19 protein-coding genes are annotated in these 19935 nt (G+C 63.4%); 9 read left to right on the forward strand and 10 right to left on the reverse strand.

Features of this window, described 5'->3' with window-relative positions:
• Positions 1-154: 154 nt before the first annotated feature.
• Positions 155-598 (forward strand): CBS domain-containing protein, encoded by a 444-nt coding sequence (locus HV744_RS29390; protein ID WP_175152864.1) that lies wholly within the window; start codon positions 155-157, stop codon positions 596-598.
• Positions 599-954: 356 nt separating this feature from the next.
• Here the strand turns inward: HV744_RS29390 and HV744_RS29395 are convergent, their stop codons facing one another.
• Positions 955-1299, reverse strand: a complete 345-nt coding sequence (locus HV744_RS29395) for a DUF4148 domain-containing protein (RefSeq protein ID WP_175152865.1) — start codon at positions 1297-1299, stop codon at positions 955-957.
• Positions 1300-1594: 295 nt separating this feature from the next.
• Positions 1595-2224, reverse strand: coding sequence for a DNA-3-methyladenine glycosylase (locus HV744_RS29400; RefSeq protein WP_175152866.1), 630 nt, complete (start codon positions 2222-2224; stop codon positions 1595-1597).
• A gap of 445 nt (positions 2225-2669) precedes the next feature.
• Here HV744_RS29400 and HV744_RS29405 point away from each other — a divergent pair, with 445 nt between their 5' ends.
• Together HV744_RS29405 and HV744_RS29410 are read left to right on the forward strand one after the other, a co-directional pair.
• Positions 2670-3023, forward strand: a complete 354-nt coding sequence (locus HV744_RS29405; RefSeq protein WP_175152867.1) for a BON domain-containing protein — start codon at positions 2670-2672, stop codon at positions 3021-3023.
• Positions 3024-3453: 430 nt separating this feature from the next.
• On the forward strand, positions 3454-4536 hold the full coding sequence (locus HV744_RS29410) for a calcium:cation antiporter (protein ID WP_175152868.1): 1083 nt from the start codon (positions 3454-3456) through the stop codon (positions 4534-4536).
• Between the two features lie 42 nt (positions 4537-4578).
• On the opposite strand, the gene HV744_RS29415 is transcribed toward HV744_RS29410, so the two are convergent.
• Positions 4579-5472: a LysR substrate-binding domain-containing protein gene (locus HV744_RS29415; RefSeq protein WP_175152869.1), complete on the reverse strand. Its 894-nt coding sequence runs from the start codon at positions 5470-5472 to the stop codon at positions 4579-4581.
• 535 nt (positions 5473-6007) lie between these two features.
• Between HV744_RS29415 and HV744_RS29420 the strand changes: the two genes are divergently transcribed.
• From HV744_RS29420 to HV744_RS29430, 3 genes are all read left to right on the forward strand, one after another.
• Positions 6008-6832 carry a transporter substrate-binding domain-containing protein gene (locus tag HV744_RS29420; protein WP_175152870.1) on the forward strand — a complete coding sequence of 275 codons (825 nt, stop codon included), beginning with the start codon at positions 6008-6010 and terminating at the stop codon, positions 6830-6832.
• Positions 6833-6951: 119 nt separating this feature from the next.
• Positions 6952-7698: an amino acid ABC transporter permease gene (locus HV744_RS29425; RefSeq protein WP_175152871.1), complete on the forward strand. Its 747-nt coding sequence runs from the start codon at positions 6952-6954 to the stop codon at positions 7696-7698.
• A 2-nt stretch (positions 7699-7700) separates the two neighbouring features.
• Positions 7701-8357 carry an amino acid ABC transporter permease gene (locus HV744_RS29430; protein WP_175152872.1) on the forward strand — a complete coding sequence of 219 codons (657 nt, stop codon included), beginning with the start codon at positions 7701-7703 and terminating at the stop codon, positions 8355-8357.
• A 119-nt stretch (positions 8358-8476) separates the two neighbouring features.
• On the opposite strand, the gene HV744_RS29435 is transcribed toward HV744_RS29430, so the two are convergent.
• The 3 genes from HV744_RS29435 to HV744_RS29445 are packed head-to-tail and all read right to left on the reverse strand — an operon-like array spanning position 8477 to position 12506.
• Positions 8477-9793 carry a c-type cytochrome gene (locus HV744_RS29435; RefSeq protein WP_175152873.1) on the reverse strand — a complete coding sequence of 439 codons (1317 nt, stop codon included), beginning with the start codon at positions 9791-9793 and terminating at the stop codon, positions 8477-8479.
• 12 nt (positions 9794-9805) lie between these two features.
• Positions 9806-12049: a xanthine dehydrogenase family protein molybdopterin-binding subunit gene (locus HV744_RS29440; RefSeq protein ID WP_175152874.1), complete on the reverse strand. Its 2244-nt coding sequence runs from the start codon at positions 12047-12049 to the stop codon at positions 9806-9808.
• A 1-nt stretch (position 12050) separates the two neighbouring features.
• Entirely contained in the window at positions 12051-12506 is a 456-nt protein-coding gene (locus HV744_RS29445; protein ID WP_175152875.1) for a (2Fe-2S)-binding protein, read from the reverse strand.
• 370 nt (positions 12507-12876) lie between these two features.
• On the opposite strand from HV744_RS29445, the gene HV744_RS29450 reads away from it, so the two are divergent.
• Both HV744_RS29450 and HV744_RS29455 read left to right on the forward strand, forming a co-directional pair.
• A complete protein-coding gene (locus tag HV744_RS29450) occupies positions 12877-13275 on the forward strand; it encodes a hypothetical protein (protein ID WP_175152876.1) in 399 nt (132 codons plus the stop codon).
• Positions 13276-13721: 446 nt separating this feature from the next.
• Entirely contained in the window at positions 13722-14540 is an 819-nt protein-coding gene (locus HV744_RS29455) for an alpha/beta fold hydrolase (RefSeq protein ID WP_175152877.1), read from the forward strand.
• Between the two features lie 20 nt (positions 14541-14560).
• Here the strand turns inward: HV744_RS29455 and HV744_RS29460 are convergent, their stop codons facing one another.
• Together HV744_RS29460 and HV744_RS29465 are read right to left on the reverse strand one after the other, a co-directional pair.
• The gene (locus HV744_RS29460; protein ID WP_175152878.1) at positions 14561-15544 is read right to left on the reverse strand and encodes a peptidoglycan DD-metalloendopeptidase family protein; all 984 of its coding nucleotides are present in this window, start codon (positions 15542-15544) and stop codon (positions 14561-14563) included.
• A gap of 641 nt (positions 15545-16185) precedes the next feature.
• Entirely contained in the window at positions 16186-16602 is a 417-nt protein-coding gene (locus tag HV744_RS29465; RefSeq protein WP_175152879.1) for a hypothetical protein, read from the reverse strand.
• A gap of 391 nt (positions 16603-16993) precedes the next feature.
• On the opposite strand from HV744_RS29465, the gene HV744_RS29470 reads away from it, so the two are divergent.
• The gene (locus tag HV744_RS29470) at positions 16994-17293 is read left to right on the forward strand and encodes a hypothetical protein (RefSeq protein WP_246279245.1); all 300 of its coding nucleotides are present in this window, start codon (positions 16994-16996) and stop codon (positions 17291-17293) included.
• Positions 17294-17434: 141 nt separating this feature from the next.
• Here HV744_RS29470 and HV744_RS29475 read toward each other — a convergent pair whose 3' ends face one another.
• Complete coding sequence (locus HV744_RS29475; protein WP_175152881.1) at positions 17435-18436, reverse strand: aldo/keto reductase; 1002 nt, start codon at positions 18434-18436, stop codon at positions 17435-17437.
• A gap of 183 nt (positions 18437-18619) precedes the next feature.
• The gene (locus HV744_RS29480) at positions 18620-19780 is read right to left on the reverse strand and encodes a porin (protein ID WP_175152882.1); all 1161 of its coding nucleotides are present in this window, start codon (positions 19778-19780) and stop codon (positions 18620-18622) included.
• Positions 19781-19935 lie beyond the last annotated feature (155 nt).

Raw genomic sequence — 19935 nt, forward strand, 5'->3', positions numbered from 1 at the left:
CTGCGCCGCGGTGCCGCTACCCGAAATGAACGCGCAACGCGCCCCAGGTATTCCCGGGGATACGGCACCGACGCGTCACGCCTATACTGGAATGGCCTGTCCCACACGACAGCACGCCGTGCCGGCGTGCTGCACTGCGAAACGGAGCCGCCCCATGACTAGCGTTGCCCAGCTTCTCAAAACGAAACCGAACAACACCGGCGTTTTCACGATCGGCGCCGACGATTCCGTCTACGAGGCGATCCGACTGATGGCCGAAAAAAGCATCGGCGCACTGGTCGTGACGGACGGCGACAGCATCGCCGGCATCATCACGGAGCGCGACTATGCGCGCAAGGTGGTACTGATGGATCGTTCGTCGAAGGCCACGCCGGTACGCGAGATCATGAGCAAGGCCGTGCGCTTCGTGCGTCCCGATCAGACCACCGAAGACTGCATGGCCCTGATGACCGAGCGGCGCATGCGCCACCTGCCGGTGATCGACAATGACCGGCTGGTCGGCATGGTGTCGATCGGCGACCTGGTGAAGAACATCATCGCCGAACAGCAGTTCACCATTCAGCAACTCGAGTTCTATATTCACGGCGAGCGGCCTTGACGCACGCGGCATGCTGAACGCCGCGAGACCGGCTGCGCGGCTGCGGAAAAGGACGCAAAAACGCCCAATCTCTGAGAAGCTTGGGCGAAGCTACCTTGCGGCAGCGGAGGTTCTTTGAACTGGAGCGCGGCGCGCGTGGTTCAGCGGGACTTGGTGCGCGTGGCAATGCAAATACGCATCGCGACGGGTTGAATCAGTTCGCGGTTGCCGTGCGCGCCGTCAACGAGAACAGCACGCACGCTGTTGTCATATCAAACTGCTTGCCGCTGCAAAGGTGGATGCGTTTCGCGCATGCCCCGCCTCGCCCAGCGGCCGGCCGGACACCGCAGCCGCCGCCGCGACGCGACTACCCAAACTTAGTTGCCGAAGTACACCGACTTCGGGCCGGTTGTCGGCTGGAGTACGCCGCCCGCTTGCGACGACCCGCTCATCGGCGCGCCATAACCGCTCGTGTCGGCGACCGGCTGGGTCGTCTGGGCGAGCGCCGGGTTCTGCGCCGCTACACGGCGCTCGGCGGCCTGGGCATCGGCCGGATAGTTCGTGTCGTTGGAAGTGGCCGGGTTATAGCCCGCCTGTTCCCACTGGATCAATTCGTTGCGAACATCGGCGCGGCTCACGGGTTGTTGGCTCGCCTGAGCAAACGAAGCGATCGGAGCGGCGAGAATGGCCGCAATGGCGACTGCCCTAATGAGCGATTTCATGATGATTTACCTCCGGACCTGGTTTTATTTGCATCGCTTGCCACACCATGTGAAAAGCGAATGAGTTGAGTCTAGTCACCAGATCGCCAAGGGAAAACCCTTGATTGGGAGATACATAATTGTTGAATTCGAAAAAATGCTCCGAATATTGCCGGACGATGCAATATACGTTGTGCCGTTGCGGTAATAATTGTCGGGAGCGTCACCCTATGTGTCTGACGTTTTAAAAATATGTCTGATCCGAGCGGCTTTTGCCGCAATGCGGCGCGCTGGCAGTCGAATTTACGCAAGCTTTTTATGCACCGGAATGTGGCACCAGCAATAGTTTTCGCGGACCACTGACGAATGCGCTACCCGGCTCGAAAAACCGCAGCGGCCGATGCGTTTCGCGCGACAAGCCGATACGTGTCGTCACGCCAATTGGCATTTCCCCTTTCTCGATTACGCCGATCCACAAGCCGCGCCCCGTGCAAAGATCGCAACCGTCGAATGACTGGCCGATGCCGAGCGCCATCGTGAGCCGGCCAGGTCCGCGCGCCAGATCGCGCAACGGCACGCCGGGGCGCCGCGCTTCCATCAGCGGGAGCCCTTCGAGCGGCTCGAGCGCGCGAAACAGAATGCCGGCGCCGACCTCGTGCGCTTCAGCGGACATATTGAGCATGTACGAGAGTCCGTAGGTAAGCCGCACATAGGCGTGGCCGGGCGCCAGAAACATCGCGCCGTTATGCGCACGGCGGCCCATAAACGCATGGCTGGTCGAATCGCCGAGCGGGTAGGCCTCGGTTTCGACGATCCGTCCGCTGATGCGCCCTGCCGGCAGATCGTGCACGAGATATTTGCCGATCATGAAACGCGCGAGTTCGATCGTATCGACCGGCAAATCGTCACGCAGCAACGGCAGAATCGGGAGTAACTCATTTCGCATGCATTCGGTCCTCAATCGATCCTGTTTCTGGCGCACAGCATGAAGCTTTAAAAGTGCACGAGTATGCGCAAATCCCGCCCCAGGATTTGGGATAAAACACAATCCTGGTCGGTGAGAATCGCAATAAAGAGAATCAAAACCGGCCTTGCAATCAGCGATACAACGCCATCGGCCTGCTTCCATCAGCCCATTCGTTGTACCAAAGCCTCATTTCGGTATAGCCTGGCATTCAACATGTCACTAATTGGGGTATCGTTCTCTCCGGCCGTTAGTTCGGCCTTTGCCGGGTCGCATGCGCTTCAGCACGCCCGAATCAGCATACAGGTTGAACGCTTCGCACGGCCTGCAGTACTGTTCCATTCAGATTCGATCCTGATTTACTCGTTGGTGTAGCAAATCGTCCCCATCCGGGGACTGCGTACTTATGACAATAGGAGAAAGTTGAATGAAAGCATTCCCGGCAATGAAGATGATCGGCGGCGCACTGATTGTTCTGGCGTCCCTCAATGCCTACGCGCAAAGCAGCGAGGCCGAAGCGCCGGCCGCCGCGGCGCCGACCGCCAAGCAGACCAAGGCGGAAAACCGCGCCCTGCAACGCAAGGTCCGCAGCACGCTGTCGAAGACGAAGGGCGTGAGCGTGGCGAACATCACCGTGCGTGCGCGCGGCGGTGACGTGACGCTGGCCGGTTCGGTGCCGGAACAGTCGCAAATCGACCTCGCGACGCAAGCTACGCAAGGCGTGCCTGGCGTGAAATCGGTGAAGAATGCGCTGACGATTCGTGCTGAAGGCGGCCAGTAATCGGGTAGGTTTGCTGTAGAGAAACAAGCGGGCGCCAGTGTCCGGCTGCGTGACATTGGCGCCTCTCGACCGGCATTGAACCGATTCGTCCGGCACGGCGCCGCGCAGTTTTGCACGACTAGGCCTGCGGTTCCCACAGCGCAATCGCCACGCTTGCCCAAGACACCCGCCGCGCAATTCCGCGCAGGCGATCCGTCTCCGGAAAACTCCTTCCTTTTGCGTCGCGACGAGTCGGCCGCATGCGGCATCATTACGTCTGTCGTGGACGAGGCGCCGGCACGGGCGAAATCTCGTCCGTATCAAATTATCCTTTATAATTTAATACGTTATATAGCATTGCTCATACATTGGTTTAACATTTCGCTGCGCTTTAATCCCTGGCGGCGCCGATCCGCCTCAGTCGTGAACAAGCATTGAAAGGAAAGCCCGAATGACCACGCCCGCGACCGTTTTGCCCCGCTGGACTCTTGCCGCGCCCGTTGTCGCGTGGATCGTCCTCGGCGCCGCCTATGCGGTGCCGGGCAACGCGCTGCTGCTCGCGCTCGTCGGCGTGGCGCTTTGCGCGGCGGTCTTCACCGCGGTACACCACGCGGAAGTGGTCGCGCATCGCGTCGGCGAGCCGTTCGGCACGCTGGTGCTAGCGGTGGCCGTCACCGTGATCGAGGTGGCGCTGATCGTTTCGGTGATGCTGACCGCCGGCCCCGAAAAAGCCGGTCTGGCGCGCGACACGGTCTTCGCCGCGGTGATGATCGTCTGTAACGGGATCGTCGGCATCTGCCTGCTGACGGGCGGCATCCGCCATCTGGAGCAGGACTTTCAGAGCCGCGGCGCGGCCGCCGCGCTGGCGGTGCTCGCGTCGTTGTCCGTGCTGACGCTGGTCATGCCGAACTACACGACCACCAGCGTCGGTCCGATCCTGTCGAATTCGCAACTGGCGTTCGCCGGGATTTCGTCGCTGGTGCTGTATGGCGTCTTCGTGTTCGTGCAGACCGTGCGTCATCGCGATTACTTCCTCGCCGGCGTGCCCGACGAAGACGTCCATGCCGCGCCGCCGAGCGGCGGCCTCGCGCTGGTGAGCGGCGTGCTGCTGCTGGTGTGCCTGGTCGCCGTGGTGCTGCTCGCGAAGGTGCTGTCGCCGGTCGTCGAAATCGCGGTCCAGAATGCCGGGGCGCCGCCGGCCGTGGTGGGGATCATCATTGCCGCGCTGGTGCTGTTGCCCGAAGGCCTCGCCGCGGTACGCGCGGCGCGCGCCGACCGCTTGCAGAACAGCCTGAACCTCGCGCTCGGTTCGGCGCTTGCCAGTATCGGCCTGACCATTCCGACCGTCGCCGGCGTGTTTCTGTATACCGGTCAGCCGCTCGTGCTCGGCATCAACGGCAAGGAAACGGTGCTGCTGGCGCTCACGCTGGTGGTCGGCACGCTCACGCTCAGCACCGGACGCACGACGATTCTGCAAGGCGCGGTGCATCTGTCGCTGTTCGCCGCGTATCTGTTTTTGTCGTTCGCGCCCTGAGGCGGCGGCAGGCGGACCGCCTGCTCCGCGCTATGCGCAGGCCTACTCTTCCCAATGCGCGGCAATCCAGTCGCGGAACAGATTCAGCTTCTGCTGATGCGCAACTGAGTCCGGATACACGAAGTAATAGCGCCAGCCGGTCTTGAGCACCGTATCGAACGGTCGCACCAGGCGCCGCGCCGCGACGTCCTCGTCGATCAGCGCAAGGTCGCTGATCGCGACGCCGAAGCCCTGCAACGCGGCGTTGGTCGCCATATCGAGCGTATCGAAACTCGGGCCGTGTTCGGCGTCGACCGCATCGGCGTTCGCGGCATCCACCTCGGTCACCCTGGCGAGCCACATTTTCCAGTCGCGATGATCGCGCGTGGGGTGCAGCAGCGTGTGGCGCGCCAGATCCGCCACCCGGGTGAGCGGCTTGTCCTTCAGCAGATCAGGCGCGCAGACCGGCGTCAGACGCTCCTCGAACAACGGCACCGCCTGCACGTCGGCACCGGGCGACGATCCGTAGATGATCGCCGCATCGAACGGCTCGCTCTGGAAATCGACGTCGTGTTGCCAGGTCGTGGTGATCTGCACGTGCAGATCGGGATATTCGGCCTGGAAGCGCATGATCTTCGGCAGCATCCAGCGCATCACGCAGGTCGGCACTTTCAGCGCGAGATCGGTGCGCTGCCGCGTGAGCCGCAGCGAAATCTCCTCGATGCGGGCAAAGCTCTCCTTCACGGCCGGCAGCAGCATTTCGCCTTCGGCGGTCAGCGTCAGACCTTTCGCGTGACGCTTGAAGAGCGGGAACTTGTAGTAGTCCTCGAGCGCGATGATCTGCCGGCTGACCGCGCCTTGCGTCAGGCACAGATGGTCGGCGGCGCGCGTGAAGCTGCGATGGCGCGCGACGGTTTCGAAGATCTGCAGCGCGTTGAGCGGCGGGAGACGTCGCATCGGAGTATCCAGAATCAGAAAAAGTCATTGCGCGGGCATGGCGGCGTGGCTCGCCGGTACGCCCGTCAAGCCCACAGGATACGTGATCCGAAGCGGCTGCACGGGATGCGGATAGGCAAACCCGCATGCGTTCGACTCATGCCGCCGCCAGGCGAGCGCGATCCGCGGCCCGTTCTGCACCGGCACAGGGCAAAGCGCGGCGACCGCCGCACCAGAACCGAGCTTTCCTCATACCTCGACGTCAGCCGCGTCACTGTCCAAAGCATGGACGTTAACCCGCATCCGCCACTGACTAGGCCCTCCCACCGGTTGCCCGACACTCGCCCCGGCGACTACGCAAACCCCGACCCATGAGCTTGCGTCATGCCGCCCATGCGCATATTTCGTTTGTTGAGGGATTTTGGCAAACCTAGAGTGCTTCCACACCGCGACGCATCCGGCCAGCAACGTGCGCCGGGCGGCGCGCAGACAGGCGCCGCTGAGCCCAGCTTTTGCAACCTGTTCCAATACCGACGCTTTCGACAGAGGACACATCATGAATCAGCGCCCCGTTGCTCACTCGCAGACCCGCCGCGTGTTCGCCACGCTTGCCGCGACGCTCGCCTTCACGGCCCTCGGCGCACTGTGCGCGTTGCCGTCGGCCGCGCATGCCGATGCGCTCGACAACATCGCGAAGTCGGGCACGGTGCGCATCGGCGTGTTCGAGGACTATCCGCCGTTCGGCTCGATCGGTCCGGACATGAAGCCGATGGGTTACGACATCGACGTCGCCAACCTGATTGGCAAGGCGCTCAACGCGAAGGTCGAACTCGTGCAGGTGACGGGCGACAACCGCATGGCCTACCTCGCCGACCATAAGGCCGACATGCTGCTGTCGGTCGGCCAGACGCCGGAGCGCGAAAAGGTGATCGACTTCTCGCAGCCTTATGCGCCCTACTACCTCGCGGTGTTCGGCCCGAAGTCGCTGCCCGTGAAGAACGCCGCGGACCTCGCCGGCAAGTCGATTTCGGTCGCGCGCGGCACGCTGGAAGACCTGAGCGTCACAAAGATCGCGCCGCCGGGCGCCAACATCAAACGTTTCGACGATCCGAACGGCGCAATTTCGGCGTTTCTTTCTGGTCAGGTACAGTTGATGGTAGTCGGCAACGACGTCGGCGCCACGATTCTCGCGCGTCATCCGGCGAACGATCCGGAGCAGAAGTTCTCGCTGTTCAGCTCTCCGGATCACGTCGGTCTGAACAGGAACGAGCCGCGTCTGAAGCAGAAAGTCGACGAAACGATTGCCAAGGCCCGCCAGGACGGCACCATGAACGCGATTTCGCAGAAGTGGCTGCGTGCTCCGCTGCCGGCCGACCTCTGAATCTTTTTTGCGCGGACTGCCCTGGCGGTCCCTCAAGAGGACTTCCCTCGGGGCGCCCTCCGAGGGGCTGTCCTTCGGGCGTCCGCGGCGGAGTTTGACCTCATGATGAGCGCCACGCGATGACCTATGCGTTCGATTTCAGCGGCTTCGGCCTCTATGCGGGAATGCTCGCGCGCGGCGTTGCCGTGACCCTCGGGCTCACCACGGTCTCCACCGTGCTCGGCGGCCTGGTCGGCATCGGCGGCGCGAGCATTGCGGTGGCCGGGCCGAAATGGGCGCGCTGGGTGGTGGCGAGCTACGTGGAGCTGATCCGCAATACGCCGTTCATCGTGCAGTTGTTCTTCGTGTTCTTCGGCTTGCCGAGTCTCGGCATTCATATCGACGAAATCCAGGCCGCGATTCTGGCGATGACCGTCAATCTCGGCGCGTACGCGATCGAGATCGTGCGCGCCGGCATCGATTCGATTCCGCCCGGCCAGGTGCAAGCGGCGCAGGCGCTCGGCCTGCATCGACGGCAGGTGTTTCGCCATGTCGTGCTGCCGCAGGCGATCGCCAACGTGTTTCCCGCGCTCCTTAGCCAGGTGCTGATCGTGATGCTCGGTTCGGCGGTGGTGTCGCAAATCTCGGTGCCCGATCTGACCTATGCGGCCAACTTCATCCAGTCGCGCAACTTCCGCTCGTTCGAGAGCTACGTGATCATCACCGCAACCTATCTGCTGATGTCGATCGTGTTGCGGCAAATCCTCAACCGGTTCGGACGCGGCCTGTTCGCGGGCCGCACGGCGCGCGGCAACGACAGCGCACCGCGTAACTGGCGCACCCGCCTGATGTGGCGCGGCGCCCGCACCCTGCCGACGGAGCGCTGATCATGGTCGAATTCACGCTGTGGGACATCGCCCGCAATCTGTTGCTCGCCGCCCGCTGGACGGTGCTGTTGTCGTTGATCGCGTTTGTCGGCGGCGGCCTTGTCGGGCTGTTGCTGCTCGCGATGCGCGTGTCGCCGATCGCGTGGCTGCGCCGCATCGTCGTGCTGTATGTGGAAGTGTTTCAGGGCACGCCGCTGCTGATGCAGCTGTTTCTCGCGTTCTTCGGTTTGCCGCTGCTCGGCGTCGATGTATCGCCGTGGGTCGCGGCGACCGTCACGTTGACGCTTTATACGAGCGCGTATCTGGTCGATATCTGGCGCGGCTGCGTCGAAGCCGTGCCGCGCGGCCAGTGGGCCGCGGGCGCGAGTCTCGGCATGACGTTCAGCCAGCAGTTGCGCTATATCGTGTGGCCGCAGGCGCTGAAGATCGCCGTCGCGCCGACGGTCGGCTTTCTCGTGCAAGTGGTGAAGAGCACCGCGCTCGCGTCGATCATCGGCTTCATCGAATTGACCAAGACCGGCACGATGATCACCAATGCCGCGTTCCGTCCGTTTCCGATCTACGGCATGGTCGCGATGATTTACTTCGCGATGTGCTTCCCGTTGACGTGGTATGCACGCGTGCTCGAAAAGCGGCAGAAGGTCGGGCAGCATCGTTGAGCTGGGACTTGCGGCGCGCCAGCGCTTCCAAGCCTGTAAGAAAACGGCAACCGCGTTCCGCACGGTTGCCGTTTGTTTTGCGTTGTCGCGTATGACTACCCGTATAACTGCGCTGACGACTACCGAGCCGCCTGCGTCGACTTGCGCAGCTTCGCCACTTCAGCCGCCGTTACCGCCGGCGCGCCGTTGTTCCAGCCGGCTCGCACGAAGCTCAGCACGTCGGCGATCTGCTTGTCGTCGAGCACCGGCGCGAACTTCGGCATGGGAAATGGCGACGGCACACCGCCGACCACCAGATCGTCAGTGCCATTCAACGTCACGTTGATCAACGACGACGGGTCCTTCTCCAGCACGTTCGGATTGCCCGCCAACGGCGCCAGCATCGGCGCGAAGCCGCGTCCGTCGACGCCGTGACAGTGCATGCAGTACGCCGTATAGACGCGCGCGCCAGCATCGTTCGCGGGACGGTTCAGCGACACCTTGGTCGCCTGCGGATCGTATGTATAAGGCGGCGCACCGCTGCCGCCCGCCGGCGGTAGCGACTTCAGATACGTCGTCATCGCGGCGATGTCGGCGTCGGTCATGCCCTGCGTGCTGTTGTTGATCACGCTGGTCATCGAACCGAACGCCGACGCGTGACGATTCGCGCCGGTCTTCAGGAACGCCTGCAGATCCTGCTCGTTCCAGCGACCCAGCCCGACGTTGTGCTCGCCAGTCAGGTTCGCCGCGAACCAGCCGTCGAGCACGCCGCCGGTCAGGAACGCACTGCCGCTTTCATCGAGCGCCTTCTCCTGGAACGCGATGCCGCGCGGCGTATGGCACGACCCGCAGTGCCCGAGCCCCTGAATCAGGTACGCGCCGCGATTCCATGCGGCATCCTTGCCCGGCTTGTCCTGATACGCGCCCTTCTCGAGAAACGCCATGTTCCAGAACTTCAGCGGCCAGCGCATGTTCAACGGCCATTTGATATCCGGCGCGCGATTCGCCTGCTGCACCGGCGCCACGCCGCTCATGAAAAACGCGTACAGCGCTTTCATGTCGTCGTCGTTGACCTTCGCGTAGGACGGATACGGCATTGCCGGGTACAGGTTATGGCCGTCTTTCGCGACGCCTTCGCGCATCGCCCGCGCAAAGTCTTCTTCCGTATAGCTGCCGATGCCGGTCTGCGGGTCGGGCGTGATGTTGGTGGTGTAGATCTGGCCCATTGGCGTCATCATCGGCAGGCCGCCGGCGAACGGCTTGCCCTTCGGCGCCGTGTGACAGGCGACGCAATCGCCGAGCTTCGCCAGATAGGCGCCGCGTTGCACCAGCGCCGGGTCTGCTGCCTGCGCCGCTGCCGGGGTGGCTGCCGGGGTGGCCGAATGAGCCGGCGCCTGCGCGATGAACGGCAGCGCCACGCACAACGCCGCGCCGAAACCCTTCAGTGTGTTTTTCATGTCGGGCTCCCGTCAGGCGGTTTTCAATTGGCTGCCGACCGGCAATTGCCGCAGCCGCTTGCCGATGGCCGCGTAAATCGCGTTGGTCAGCGCGGGCGCGAGCGCCGCCGTGCCAGGTTCGCCGATGCCGCCTGGCGCCTCGCTGCTCTTCGCGATATGCACGTCGATCGGCGGCGTCTGATCTATACGCAGCATCCGGTAGTCGGTGAAGTTGTTCTGCTCGACACGACCGTCCTTGATCGTGATCTCGCTATACAGCGCCGCCGTGATGCCGAAGATGATGCCGCCCTGCACCTGCGCTTCGATCGTGTTCGGATTGACCACCATCCCGCAATCGACCGCGCACACGACCCGCTTGACCGCGACCTCGCCCTGATCGACCGCGACATCGACGACGATCGCGAAGAAGCTGCCGAACGCGTGCATCACCGACACGCCGCGCCCTTGCCCCTTCGGCAACGCACTGCCCCAGCCCGCCGCCTGCGCGGCGGTGTTGAGCACATTCAGCGCGCGTGGTGTTTTGCCGAGCAGATCCTGACGGTATTTGACCGGATCGACTTTGGCTTCGATGGCGAGTTCGTCGATGAAGCTCTCCACCACGAAGGTGCCGCGCGTCGGTCCCACGCCGCGCCAGAATGCGGTGGGCACCGCGTGCGGTTCCTGGCGCACGTAGTCGACCAACTGGTTCGGCAAGTCGTACGGCAGGTCCGAGGCCACTTCGACCGCGTCCGGGTCGAGGCCGTTCTTGAACGCGGGCGGCGCGAAGCGCGCCAGGATCGACGACCCGACAATCCTGTGCTGCCACGCGATCGGCTTGCCGTTCGCGTCGAGTCCGGCGGAGATCTTGTCGTAGTAGTACGGGCGGTACATGTCGTGCTGAATGTCTTCTTCGCGCGTCCATAGCACCTTCACCGGCGTCGACACCTGCTTGCCGACCTTGACCGCCTGCGTGACCATGTCGAACTCGAGCCGCCGGCCGAAGCCGCCGCCGAGCAGATGGTTATGCACGACAATCTTGTCGGCGGGCAAGCCCGTGACGGCCACCGCGGCGTCCACCACCCGCGTCGGCACTTGCGAGCCGAGCCAGATCTCACAGCCGTCGGCGCGCACGTGTACCGTGCAGTTGACCGGCTCCATCGTCGCGTGTGCGAGAAACGGCTGCTGATACACGGCGTCCACGCGCGACTTCGCATGGGAGAACGCATTGCCGACGTCGCCTTCTTTGCGCGCAACCGCGCCGTTGCGCTGCGAAGCATTGGTGAGATCGTCGACGATCTGCTTCATCGAAAGGTTCGCGCCCGCGCCTTCGTTCCACTTGATGTCGAGCGCCTGCACGCCGCGCTTCGCGGCCCACGTGTGGTCGCCGATCACCGCGACCGCGTTGTCGAGCTTGACGACCTGGCGCACGCCGGGGATCTTCTTCGCGTTGCTATCGTCGACGCTGGCCAGCGTGCCGCCGAACACCGGGCAGTTCGCGATCGCCGCGTAGACCATGCCGGGCACGCGTACGTCCAGTCCGAACAGCGCGGTGCCATCCACTTTCTCCGGCGAATCGAGGCGCTTGACCGCGGTGCCGATCAGCTTGAAATCTTTCGGGTCTTTCAGCGGCACGTTCTGTGGCGCGGGCAGTTTGGCCGCCGCTTCCGCGAGTTGACCATAGCCGATGCTGCGCTTGCTGGGCGCGTGGATCACCTGCCCGGCCTGCGCTCGGCAGCTCGCCGGATCGACCTGCCATTGCTGCGCGGCCGCGTTGATCAACATGATGCGAGCAGTGGCGCCGGCGCGGCGCATCGGCTCCCATGCAAAGCGGATCGACGTCGAACCGCCGGTGAGCTGGCCGCCGAGCAGCGGGTCCATGAAGAGTTTTTCGCTGGGCGGCGCGTGATCGAGCGTGACCGCGTCGAGCGGCACTTCGAGCTCTTCGGCGATCAGCATCGGAATCGACGTATAGACGCCCTGGCCCATCTCGACCTTCGGAATCACCAGCGTGACCTTGCCCGCGGTGTCGATCTGGATGAACGCGTTCGGCGCGAATACGCCGCTTTGCGGCGCTTCGACCGCGTCGCCGCCGATCGCCGACTTGCCGGCCTTCTGATCCTGGCTCGCGGCCGGCATGCTGAAGCCGAGCAGCAAGCCGCCGCCGGCCGCCGCGCCCACCGTCACGCCGAATTTCAGAAAAGCGCGGCGCGAGACACCGCCTGCGCTGCCTTTCGACGACGCTGCGCCGTTCTGTGCATCGAGCAATCCCCGGGACATATCAGGCTCCCTTCGCGGCTTGCTTGATCGCCGCGCGGATGCGGTTGTACGTCCCACAGCGGCAGATGTTGCCGGCCATCGCGGCGTCGATATCCGCATCGGTCGGATTGGGGTTGCTCGCGAGCAGCGAGGCCGCCGCCATCACCTGCCCCGACTGACAGTAGCCGCATTGCACGACGTCCAGTTGACGCCATGCCTGTTGCACCTTCTGCCCGGCCGGTGTGCCGCCGATCGCTTCGATCGTGATGACTTTCCGGTCGCCGACCGCCGCCGCCGGAAACACGCACGAGCGCACCGCGACGCCATCGAGATGCACCGTGCATGCGCCGCACTGGGCAATGCCGCAACCGAACTTGGTGCCGGTCAGGCCGACGAGATCGCGCAACACCCACAACAGGGGCATGTCGGGTGGCGCGTCGACGGTATGGGTCTCACCGTTGATGTTGAAGGTTGTCATGAGCGGCTCCGGGTGGGGCTTATTGTCGATGAGGCTGTTTAGACAGAGACGTCGAACCAAAACGCAAAGACTTGCCGTGTTTGTTTGGCAAGCCAAACCAATCAGCGATGCGCCTGGCATGCAGTTGCAACGGCGGATGATGCGCGGCGCGCACGCGCCGGAACAGACCGGCAAATTGTAGCCGTCGAAAAAGAAGTTCGCCTTGCAGGCGGGCGCGGCTGGCCGCTGCGAGGGACCTTTGCCGATGCCTCGCGCCGGGTTGAAACGGGATTCGAATCAATGCGTTACCATCGGCGCATTAGCGCGAGCCGGCGCGCTTCGCGCGAACACGCGATTCCGATCCGGCCAGACCATCCGAAGGAGCAACACAATGGACGACCAGCAATGCACTCAATTCCTCTCGGACATTCGCAGGCCGCTACTGGCGCTGCACAAGGCCATTCTCGATCACGAACGCGCAGTGTATGAAAGGCAATTCGGTCCGGTGACGCCCGCGGCCTTTCTGCAAGTGCTCATCAACGGTTCGGGGTTTCGCTGGCTCACGTCGCTTTCGACGGTCATTGCAAGCGTCGACGAAATCCTCGACGACAAGGAAGCCGACGCCGCCGACCGGCTCGCCGCAGCCGAAGCGGTCACCGGTTTGTTCTCGCCCGATCTGCCGGAGAATATGTTTTTGCCGCGCTACCTGCCGTTGTTGCAGGCCGATCCGGCGATCCTGCATCACCACGGCCAGGTGTCGCAACTGTTGCGCGGTACTCAGACGAAGTAGGCTGGGTCGCGCTGGCTCGTTCGCTTGACCGGGATGCGGCAAGTGCCTTTGCAGTCGAGCGGCGAGCGCGGCGGCGCATCGCGCCGCCGGCTCCCGAATTTCCTCACCGTTGAAAAGTCGGCTTTCAATCGATGGAGCGCTGCCAGCATGAACGCGGCATGCGCTCGTAGCCGATGGATTACCTGGCTTCCCGACTCCAGCCAGCACAAATACCCGTTGTTTCAAGCCAATTTATGCTCGATTCGTAAGAGTGTGAGTTGCCGACGCGGCCGACTGGTCATGCAAGTGTTCCCGCCAGCGCCACGTTTCTGAATTTGCCTGGCGTTGCTGAATAAAACAAAGGTGAGCTTCTGCGGGAGCCATGCAGAGCCGTCTACGAAAAGCCGCGCAGCACGCTGCGCGTCCCCCTGCTAAGGTAAGCAGACTTTCTTGCGACGCTCATCGCTATGCAAACCTGGCCGCTCCCCGAAGGCTATACATTCCGCGATCAAACCGTGCGCTACAACGTGACCGGCAACGGTGCGCCGCTGGTGCTGATTCACGGCACGCCGTTCTCTTCGTATGTGTGGCATCGCATTGCTGCGCATCTCGCGCAGACACGCACGGTTCATTACTACGACCTGCTCGGCTACGGCCAATCAGAGCAGCGCGACGGGCAGGACGTTTCTCTCGGCATCCAGAATGTGTTGCTCGCGGAACTGCTCGCGCATTGGAAGCTGAAGAACCCGGACGTCATCGCGCATGATTTCGGCGGCGCGACGTCATTACGCGCGCATCTGCTCGACGGTTGCGAGTACCGCAGTCTCACGCTGATCGATCCGGTCGCGGTTGCGCCGTGGGGTTCGCCGTTCGTGCGGCATGTGCGCGACCACGGCGAAGCATTCGCCGGGCTGCCGCCTTATATTCACGAAGCGGTGGTGAAGGCCTATGTGCGTGGCGCGATCGCCCGCGAGATTCCGGACGACGAACTCGCGCCTTACGTGACGCCGTGGCTCGGCGCCACGGGACAAGCCGCGTTCTACCGGCAGATCGCGCAGATGGACCAGCGCTACACCGACGAGGTCGAAGCGCGTTATCCGCGCGTGCGCTGCCCGGTGCAGATTCTGTGGGGCGAACAGGACCAGTGGATCCCGCTCGAACGCGGCCGTCAACTGGCCGCCGCGATACCGGCAGCGCGCTTTCAGGCGGTGCCGGAAGCTGGCCACCTGATGCAGGAAGATGCGCCGGAAGCGATCGTCGCCGCGGCGCTGCGGTGGTTCGATTGACGGCGCGTGACCAGGCGTGACTAGCCGCGCCCTTGCGGCAGATACCGCAGCGGATCGACCGGCTTGCCGTTGCGGCGCAACTCGAAGCCCACGGACACGCGCGAGTTGTTTTCGTCGCCCATCTCCGCGATCTGCTGCCCTTGCCGAACGATGTCGCCGATCTTGACCAGCAGCTTGCGGTTGTGCGAGTAGGCGGTCAGAAAGTCCTTGTTGTGCTGGACGATGATCAGACTGCCGTAGCTGTTCAACCCTGTGCCGGCGTACATCACCTTGCCGTCGGCGGCGGCGCGCACCGGATCGCCGGGCTTGCCGCCGATTTCGATGCCGCGCGTTTCGCCCGGCTGGAATCCTTCGACCACGCGGCCGCCCGCGGGCCAGGCCAGCGCGACGCTGTTCGCGTGCCGCGCGGTTTGCTGCGCGACTTCACGTGCCTGTTCGGCGGTGGGCGCCGGCGATGCTGACTGCGCCGAAGCCGCCGCCGAACCCGCCGACGATGCCTGCTGCGCCGCGAGCGAAGCCGCCGGCGCGGAGCCCGCCGCGGTGGCCTTGGCGGCGGCCGCATTGGCCGCGTTTGCAGCCTTAACCGCGCGCACCGTTTCCGGCGACGCGACATGCAGCACTTGCCCCAGTTTCAGCCGTGACGACGCCTTCAATCCGTTCCAGGCCTGTAGCTGTTTGACGCTGCAATGATGATGCTGCGCGATGCGCGCCAGCGTGTCGCCACGCTTGACGCGATACACGAGCGGCGGCGACTTGCTGAGCGGCGTGCCCTCGTCGGCGCCGATCGTGACCAGCGTACCCGCCGACGCGGTAGCCGGCGCTGCAGCGGCCGCCCCGTTCGTCGCCGGCACGCCGGACGCAGCTGCGGCGCCCGCTGCCGCGCTAGCCGCCGCACTAGCCGCCGCGTCGTTCTGCTGCCCCACATTCGCACAACCGCTGACCGCCAGCGCAACCCACACGCTGGTCAGACTGGCCATCATCGTTCTGTCGAAGCGCTTTCCCATCTTTGTTCGACTCCTGCTCTATTCATGGGCGGGCCGGATGCCGTCATGTCGGGTGCGATGCGCGCTGTCTTACGCCGCGCGGCGCTCTTCGCGACATGTCGAGGCCGCCTCGTGCGGCGCTCATCCTGTGCCCTGCCGATCAATCCAACCTCTGGCGCTTACCGGAGCCGGGCGTCCTGCAAACAGCCGCTCTCCAGCGCAAAGGGTCAGATTCGCCGATTAAAATTCCAGCGGAATTGTAAAGTGCGTTTTACGAAAAACGCCCGCCCCACACACTCTGATACAAACATTACGCACATAGCGCCGACACCGTTGCAAATGCAACGTGTAGTAGCGGCGCGTGCCTCGGGCATACGCGGCAGGGCCGCGACTCGAGCCGTCGCCGGCCGGTCGCACGTGGATACGCGCAGCCTGATCACGTCTGATCCACACAGCTCGTCCGAGCGTCTGCATGCGCAAGCATCACAAACCGCGGCAAGCGCGACATAGGCGACGCCCTGCGCGATCGGACGATCACGTCACCTTTAACGGCAGATCGCCACTGGAACTTGAATCGCCGCCTGTCGCAACGGCAAGTGGAGAGGGACAAACATGCCGGCAAGCGGACGGACTGGCGACCGTCCAGCTTCATCAAACGCGGCCTAGCTGTAGTACTGCCCCTGGTACTTCACATAGCCCACCGGATGATGTGTGAAGTGCAGCACCGGCAGGACGGGATCCGTATTGTCCTCGGTCGGATAGGCGCTGGCTTCGGGGATGTATTCGCCCTGCACCTCGATCGGCTGCCCCGCCTGGAGTCCCGGGATTTCCTGCGCCAGTCCTTCGTTGTCGCCGAAACGCACGGCGACGAATACCTCGGTGCCCACCAGGTTCTGCGTACCGCCTTCGAACTTCAGCACCGTGTCGATCTTGATGACGAAGTGCTGGTGATTGGCGCCGTGGTGATTTTCCGGGCTGTCGAACACCTTGCTGATCGTGCCTTGCACGCAGGCGAGCGGTGCGCCCAGCGAATGAACATAACGATGATGCGGAAGGATTTGCGTTGCGCGATTGCTCATGAAGTCTCCGTGAAAAGAAGCGGGCTTGTCTAAGGCAAACGTAAGGCAAGGCGCGGCGCCGGGCGGCGACAGCGCGATACCGTTTGAGCAAGCGATCGCGCACGAGTTCATTGCCTGGGGTCGGCAATGGACGCGCGGATTGAGCTTGCGCAGGCGCCACATTTCTCGGAGGCGTCCCAACGAGCATTAAGAAGAGTCCGATTTTCAGCGAAACCTAAAGAAAATATTCTTACCGGTCTCTTTGAAGTCTGGCGGCGGCGCTTCCTCAGCGCCGTCGGAGTATCGGAGGGAGCCCTTTCCCATCGGCGTATTCTTTTGCTTCGTCAGCTCGACAAAAGTGACGAAGGCAGTTGAGGTTTAAGTGGATTCTCTTAATTCCGCGAGCAGGTTCATGGGCGGATTCTTATTCGGCGCCCTCGTCGCTGCGGTGATCATGGTGCTGTTGTGCAATGCCGGTGAATTCTCGCCGTTTATGGCGAGGCTGCATGCGTTGCAACAGATCATCGTGGCCGCGCTCGCTTCCCTTGTGATCGTCGATGCAAAGCCGTTGGCCGATAAGACCTTCTTGCGCGAACGCCGTTGCAGCTTCGTGCTCGACGAAGACCTGAGCGCCACCTTGCGCGGCAGAACGTCCGGCGTCCCGGCTGGCGTGCTAGTCGGCATTCTGATTCAGAACTACGTCATGAACTGAGCGGCAGGCCTGCGAGACAGCGAATCCGCCGCCCGATATTCATGACCCGCCAAACGCGCACCCTGGCGACAATCGCTCAATCAAGGCGTGCCTATCCTCACCGCCGGATTTTCCCAGCGAGCGGGCTAACCGCCTGTTCAATCAATGCCCGCCGTGCTCGCTGTCCAGATGCGCCATCTGCACTTCGTTGTAGCGCGTGCCGGCCACCGCATCCGGCGGAATCGCCGCTTCGATCCGCGCAAGTTCGTCGGCGCTCAACTTCAGTTCGGCAGCGGCCAGCGCATCGGTCAACTGGGCGCGCCGGCGCGCGCCGACCAGCGGCACGATATCCTCGCCGCGCGACAGTGCCCACGCAATCGCCAGTTGCGCGGCATTGGTGCCGCGCGCATCGGCAATCGAGCGCAACGTGTCGACCAGCGCCAGATTGCGTTCGAGGTTCTCGCCCTGGAACCGCGGACTGACGCTGCGAAAATCTTTCTGCGCGCCCCGCTCTTTAGACCACGTGCCGCTCAGCAAGCCACGCGACAGCACGCCGTAAGCGGTAATGCCAATGCCGAGCTCGCGGCACACAGGCAGGATCGCGGCTTCGATGTCACGCGACATCAACGAGTATTCGATCTGCAGATCGGCAATCGGCGCGACCGCCTGCGCACGGCGCAGGGTTTGCTCGCCCACTTCCGATAGACCGATCTGGCGCACATACCCGGCCTTCACCAGATCGGCGATGGCGCCGACAGTCTCCTCGATCGGCACCGCCGGGTCGAGCCGCGCGGGCCGGTAGATATCGATGTAGTCGGTGCCGAGCCGCCGCAGCGTATAAGCAAGGAAATTGCGCACCGCCACCGGTCGCGCGTCGAATCCGATCCAGCCGCCCGCCGGATCGCGCAACCCGCCGAATTTCACGCTGATCACCACGTTCTCGCGCTGACGCCCTTGCAGCGCATCGCGGATCAGCATTTCGTTGTGGCCCATGCCGTAGAAGTCGCCGGTGTCGAGCAGCGTGATGCCGGCGTCGAGCGCCGCGTGAATCGTGGCGATGCTTTCGTCGCGGTCGGCCGGGCCGTACAGATCGGACATGCCCATGCAGCCGAGGCCGAGAGCGGAAACTCGCGGGCCCTGGCGGCCCAGTTGACGTGTATTCATTGCGTGGATTCCCAAGGTCGTTGGAAAGCGTCGAGGAAGGCGCGGGACGGACCACGCCTGAACGACATTCTGCGCCTCGCGAGCGTGGGAAGATAGCCGCGCGGTTCGACCGGAACCGCGGCGGCATGCCGTAATGAAACGCCGCAATCAATCGCCGCAATGAAACGCCGCAGCGAAGCGCGCCTAGAACTTATGCCGGATCGCCGCGCGCACCACGACCTGCTTCGATGTCGACGAAGGCGACTGGGTGCCGGGGATGAACGCAAAGTCGAGAATCGAGTAGGTCAGGTCGCCCGTCACCTGCTGATATTCGCCCTGAATATAGACGTCGGTGCGTTTGGACAGGTTGTAGTCCGCCATCAGCCCGAACGAGTGAATGCGCGGCTTTACGCCGCCGCTCGACGCATCGAAGGTCTCGATCGTGTACACGTATTGCGCGCCGACGAACAGCATCGGCGAAATCTGGTATTTGCCGTTCACCTCGAAATTCTGATACTTCAGCGAGTTCAGCAGCACGCCCGGCGGCACGAGCGGCGTGGTGCCGAGATAGCCATTGCCGGTCGGGTTCAGATAATTCGAGTTGCTGTAGGCGAAGCCCGCCGTCGCCGGACCGAAGGTATAGGTAATGCCGCCGCCGAACACGCGCATGCGGGCCGCGATGAAATTGGCGTCGTTGGCGGTGATCGCTCCGTTCGCGCCGTGGCCGGGATTGTCGCCCTGCAGATACGCCGCGGCCACCAGCAAGCCGCCATAGACGTACTGGCCGCCGAAACTGTACGCGCGGTTGTTCGCGAAGCCGGTGTCGTTGCTGAAGCTATAGGTGCCGCCGAACTGGAAGCCGGAGATCGACGGGCTGGTGTACTTGACCGTGTTGTCGAGGCGAAACGTGTTGTTGGTGTTGTCGTTGTCGAGCGGGTGCGCGAACAGCAGACCGGCCCAGCTTCCGTTAGCCGTGGTCTGCCCGAGATAGTCGACCACCGAATCGTACTGACGGCCGAACGTCAAGGTGCCGTAAGGCTCCGAGCTCAAGCCGACGTAGGCCTGACGGCCGAACATCCGGCCGCCCTGCCCGAGCCGCCCGGAGCTCAGGTCAAAACCGTTTTCGAGCTGGAAGATCGCTTTCAGGCCGCCGCCGAGTTCCTCGGCGCCTTTCAGGCCCCAGCGGCTGCCTTGCGCAAAACCGCTCGTCAGTTCGTAGACATGGCCGCGGCCGACATTGTTGGTGTAGTTGATGCCTTCGTCGATCACCCCGTACAGCGTGACGCTTGTCTGGGCGACGGCGGGCACGGCAAAAGCGGCAGACGCAGCGGCGGAGACAGCCAGCGCGAACACTTGCTTGTTCATGAAGATATCCCTGCACTCGAGTAATCGGACCACTCGATCTGGCCGCTTTGCTCTTGGCGCTTTTCGGGCACTTCGACAGGCTGCTTTCGACCCCGTTGCGCTTTTCAGAAATCCTCACACGCCGTTGGCTGGCCGTCCATTAGGGGACGCTTCGA

The sequence above is a fragment of the Paraburkholderia ultramafica genome (genome assembly GCF_902859915.1).
In the GTDB taxonomy this organism is placed as follows: domain Bacteria; phylum Pseudomonadota; class Gammaproteobacteria; order Burkholderiales; family Burkholderiaceae; genus Paraburkholderia; species Paraburkholderia ultramafica.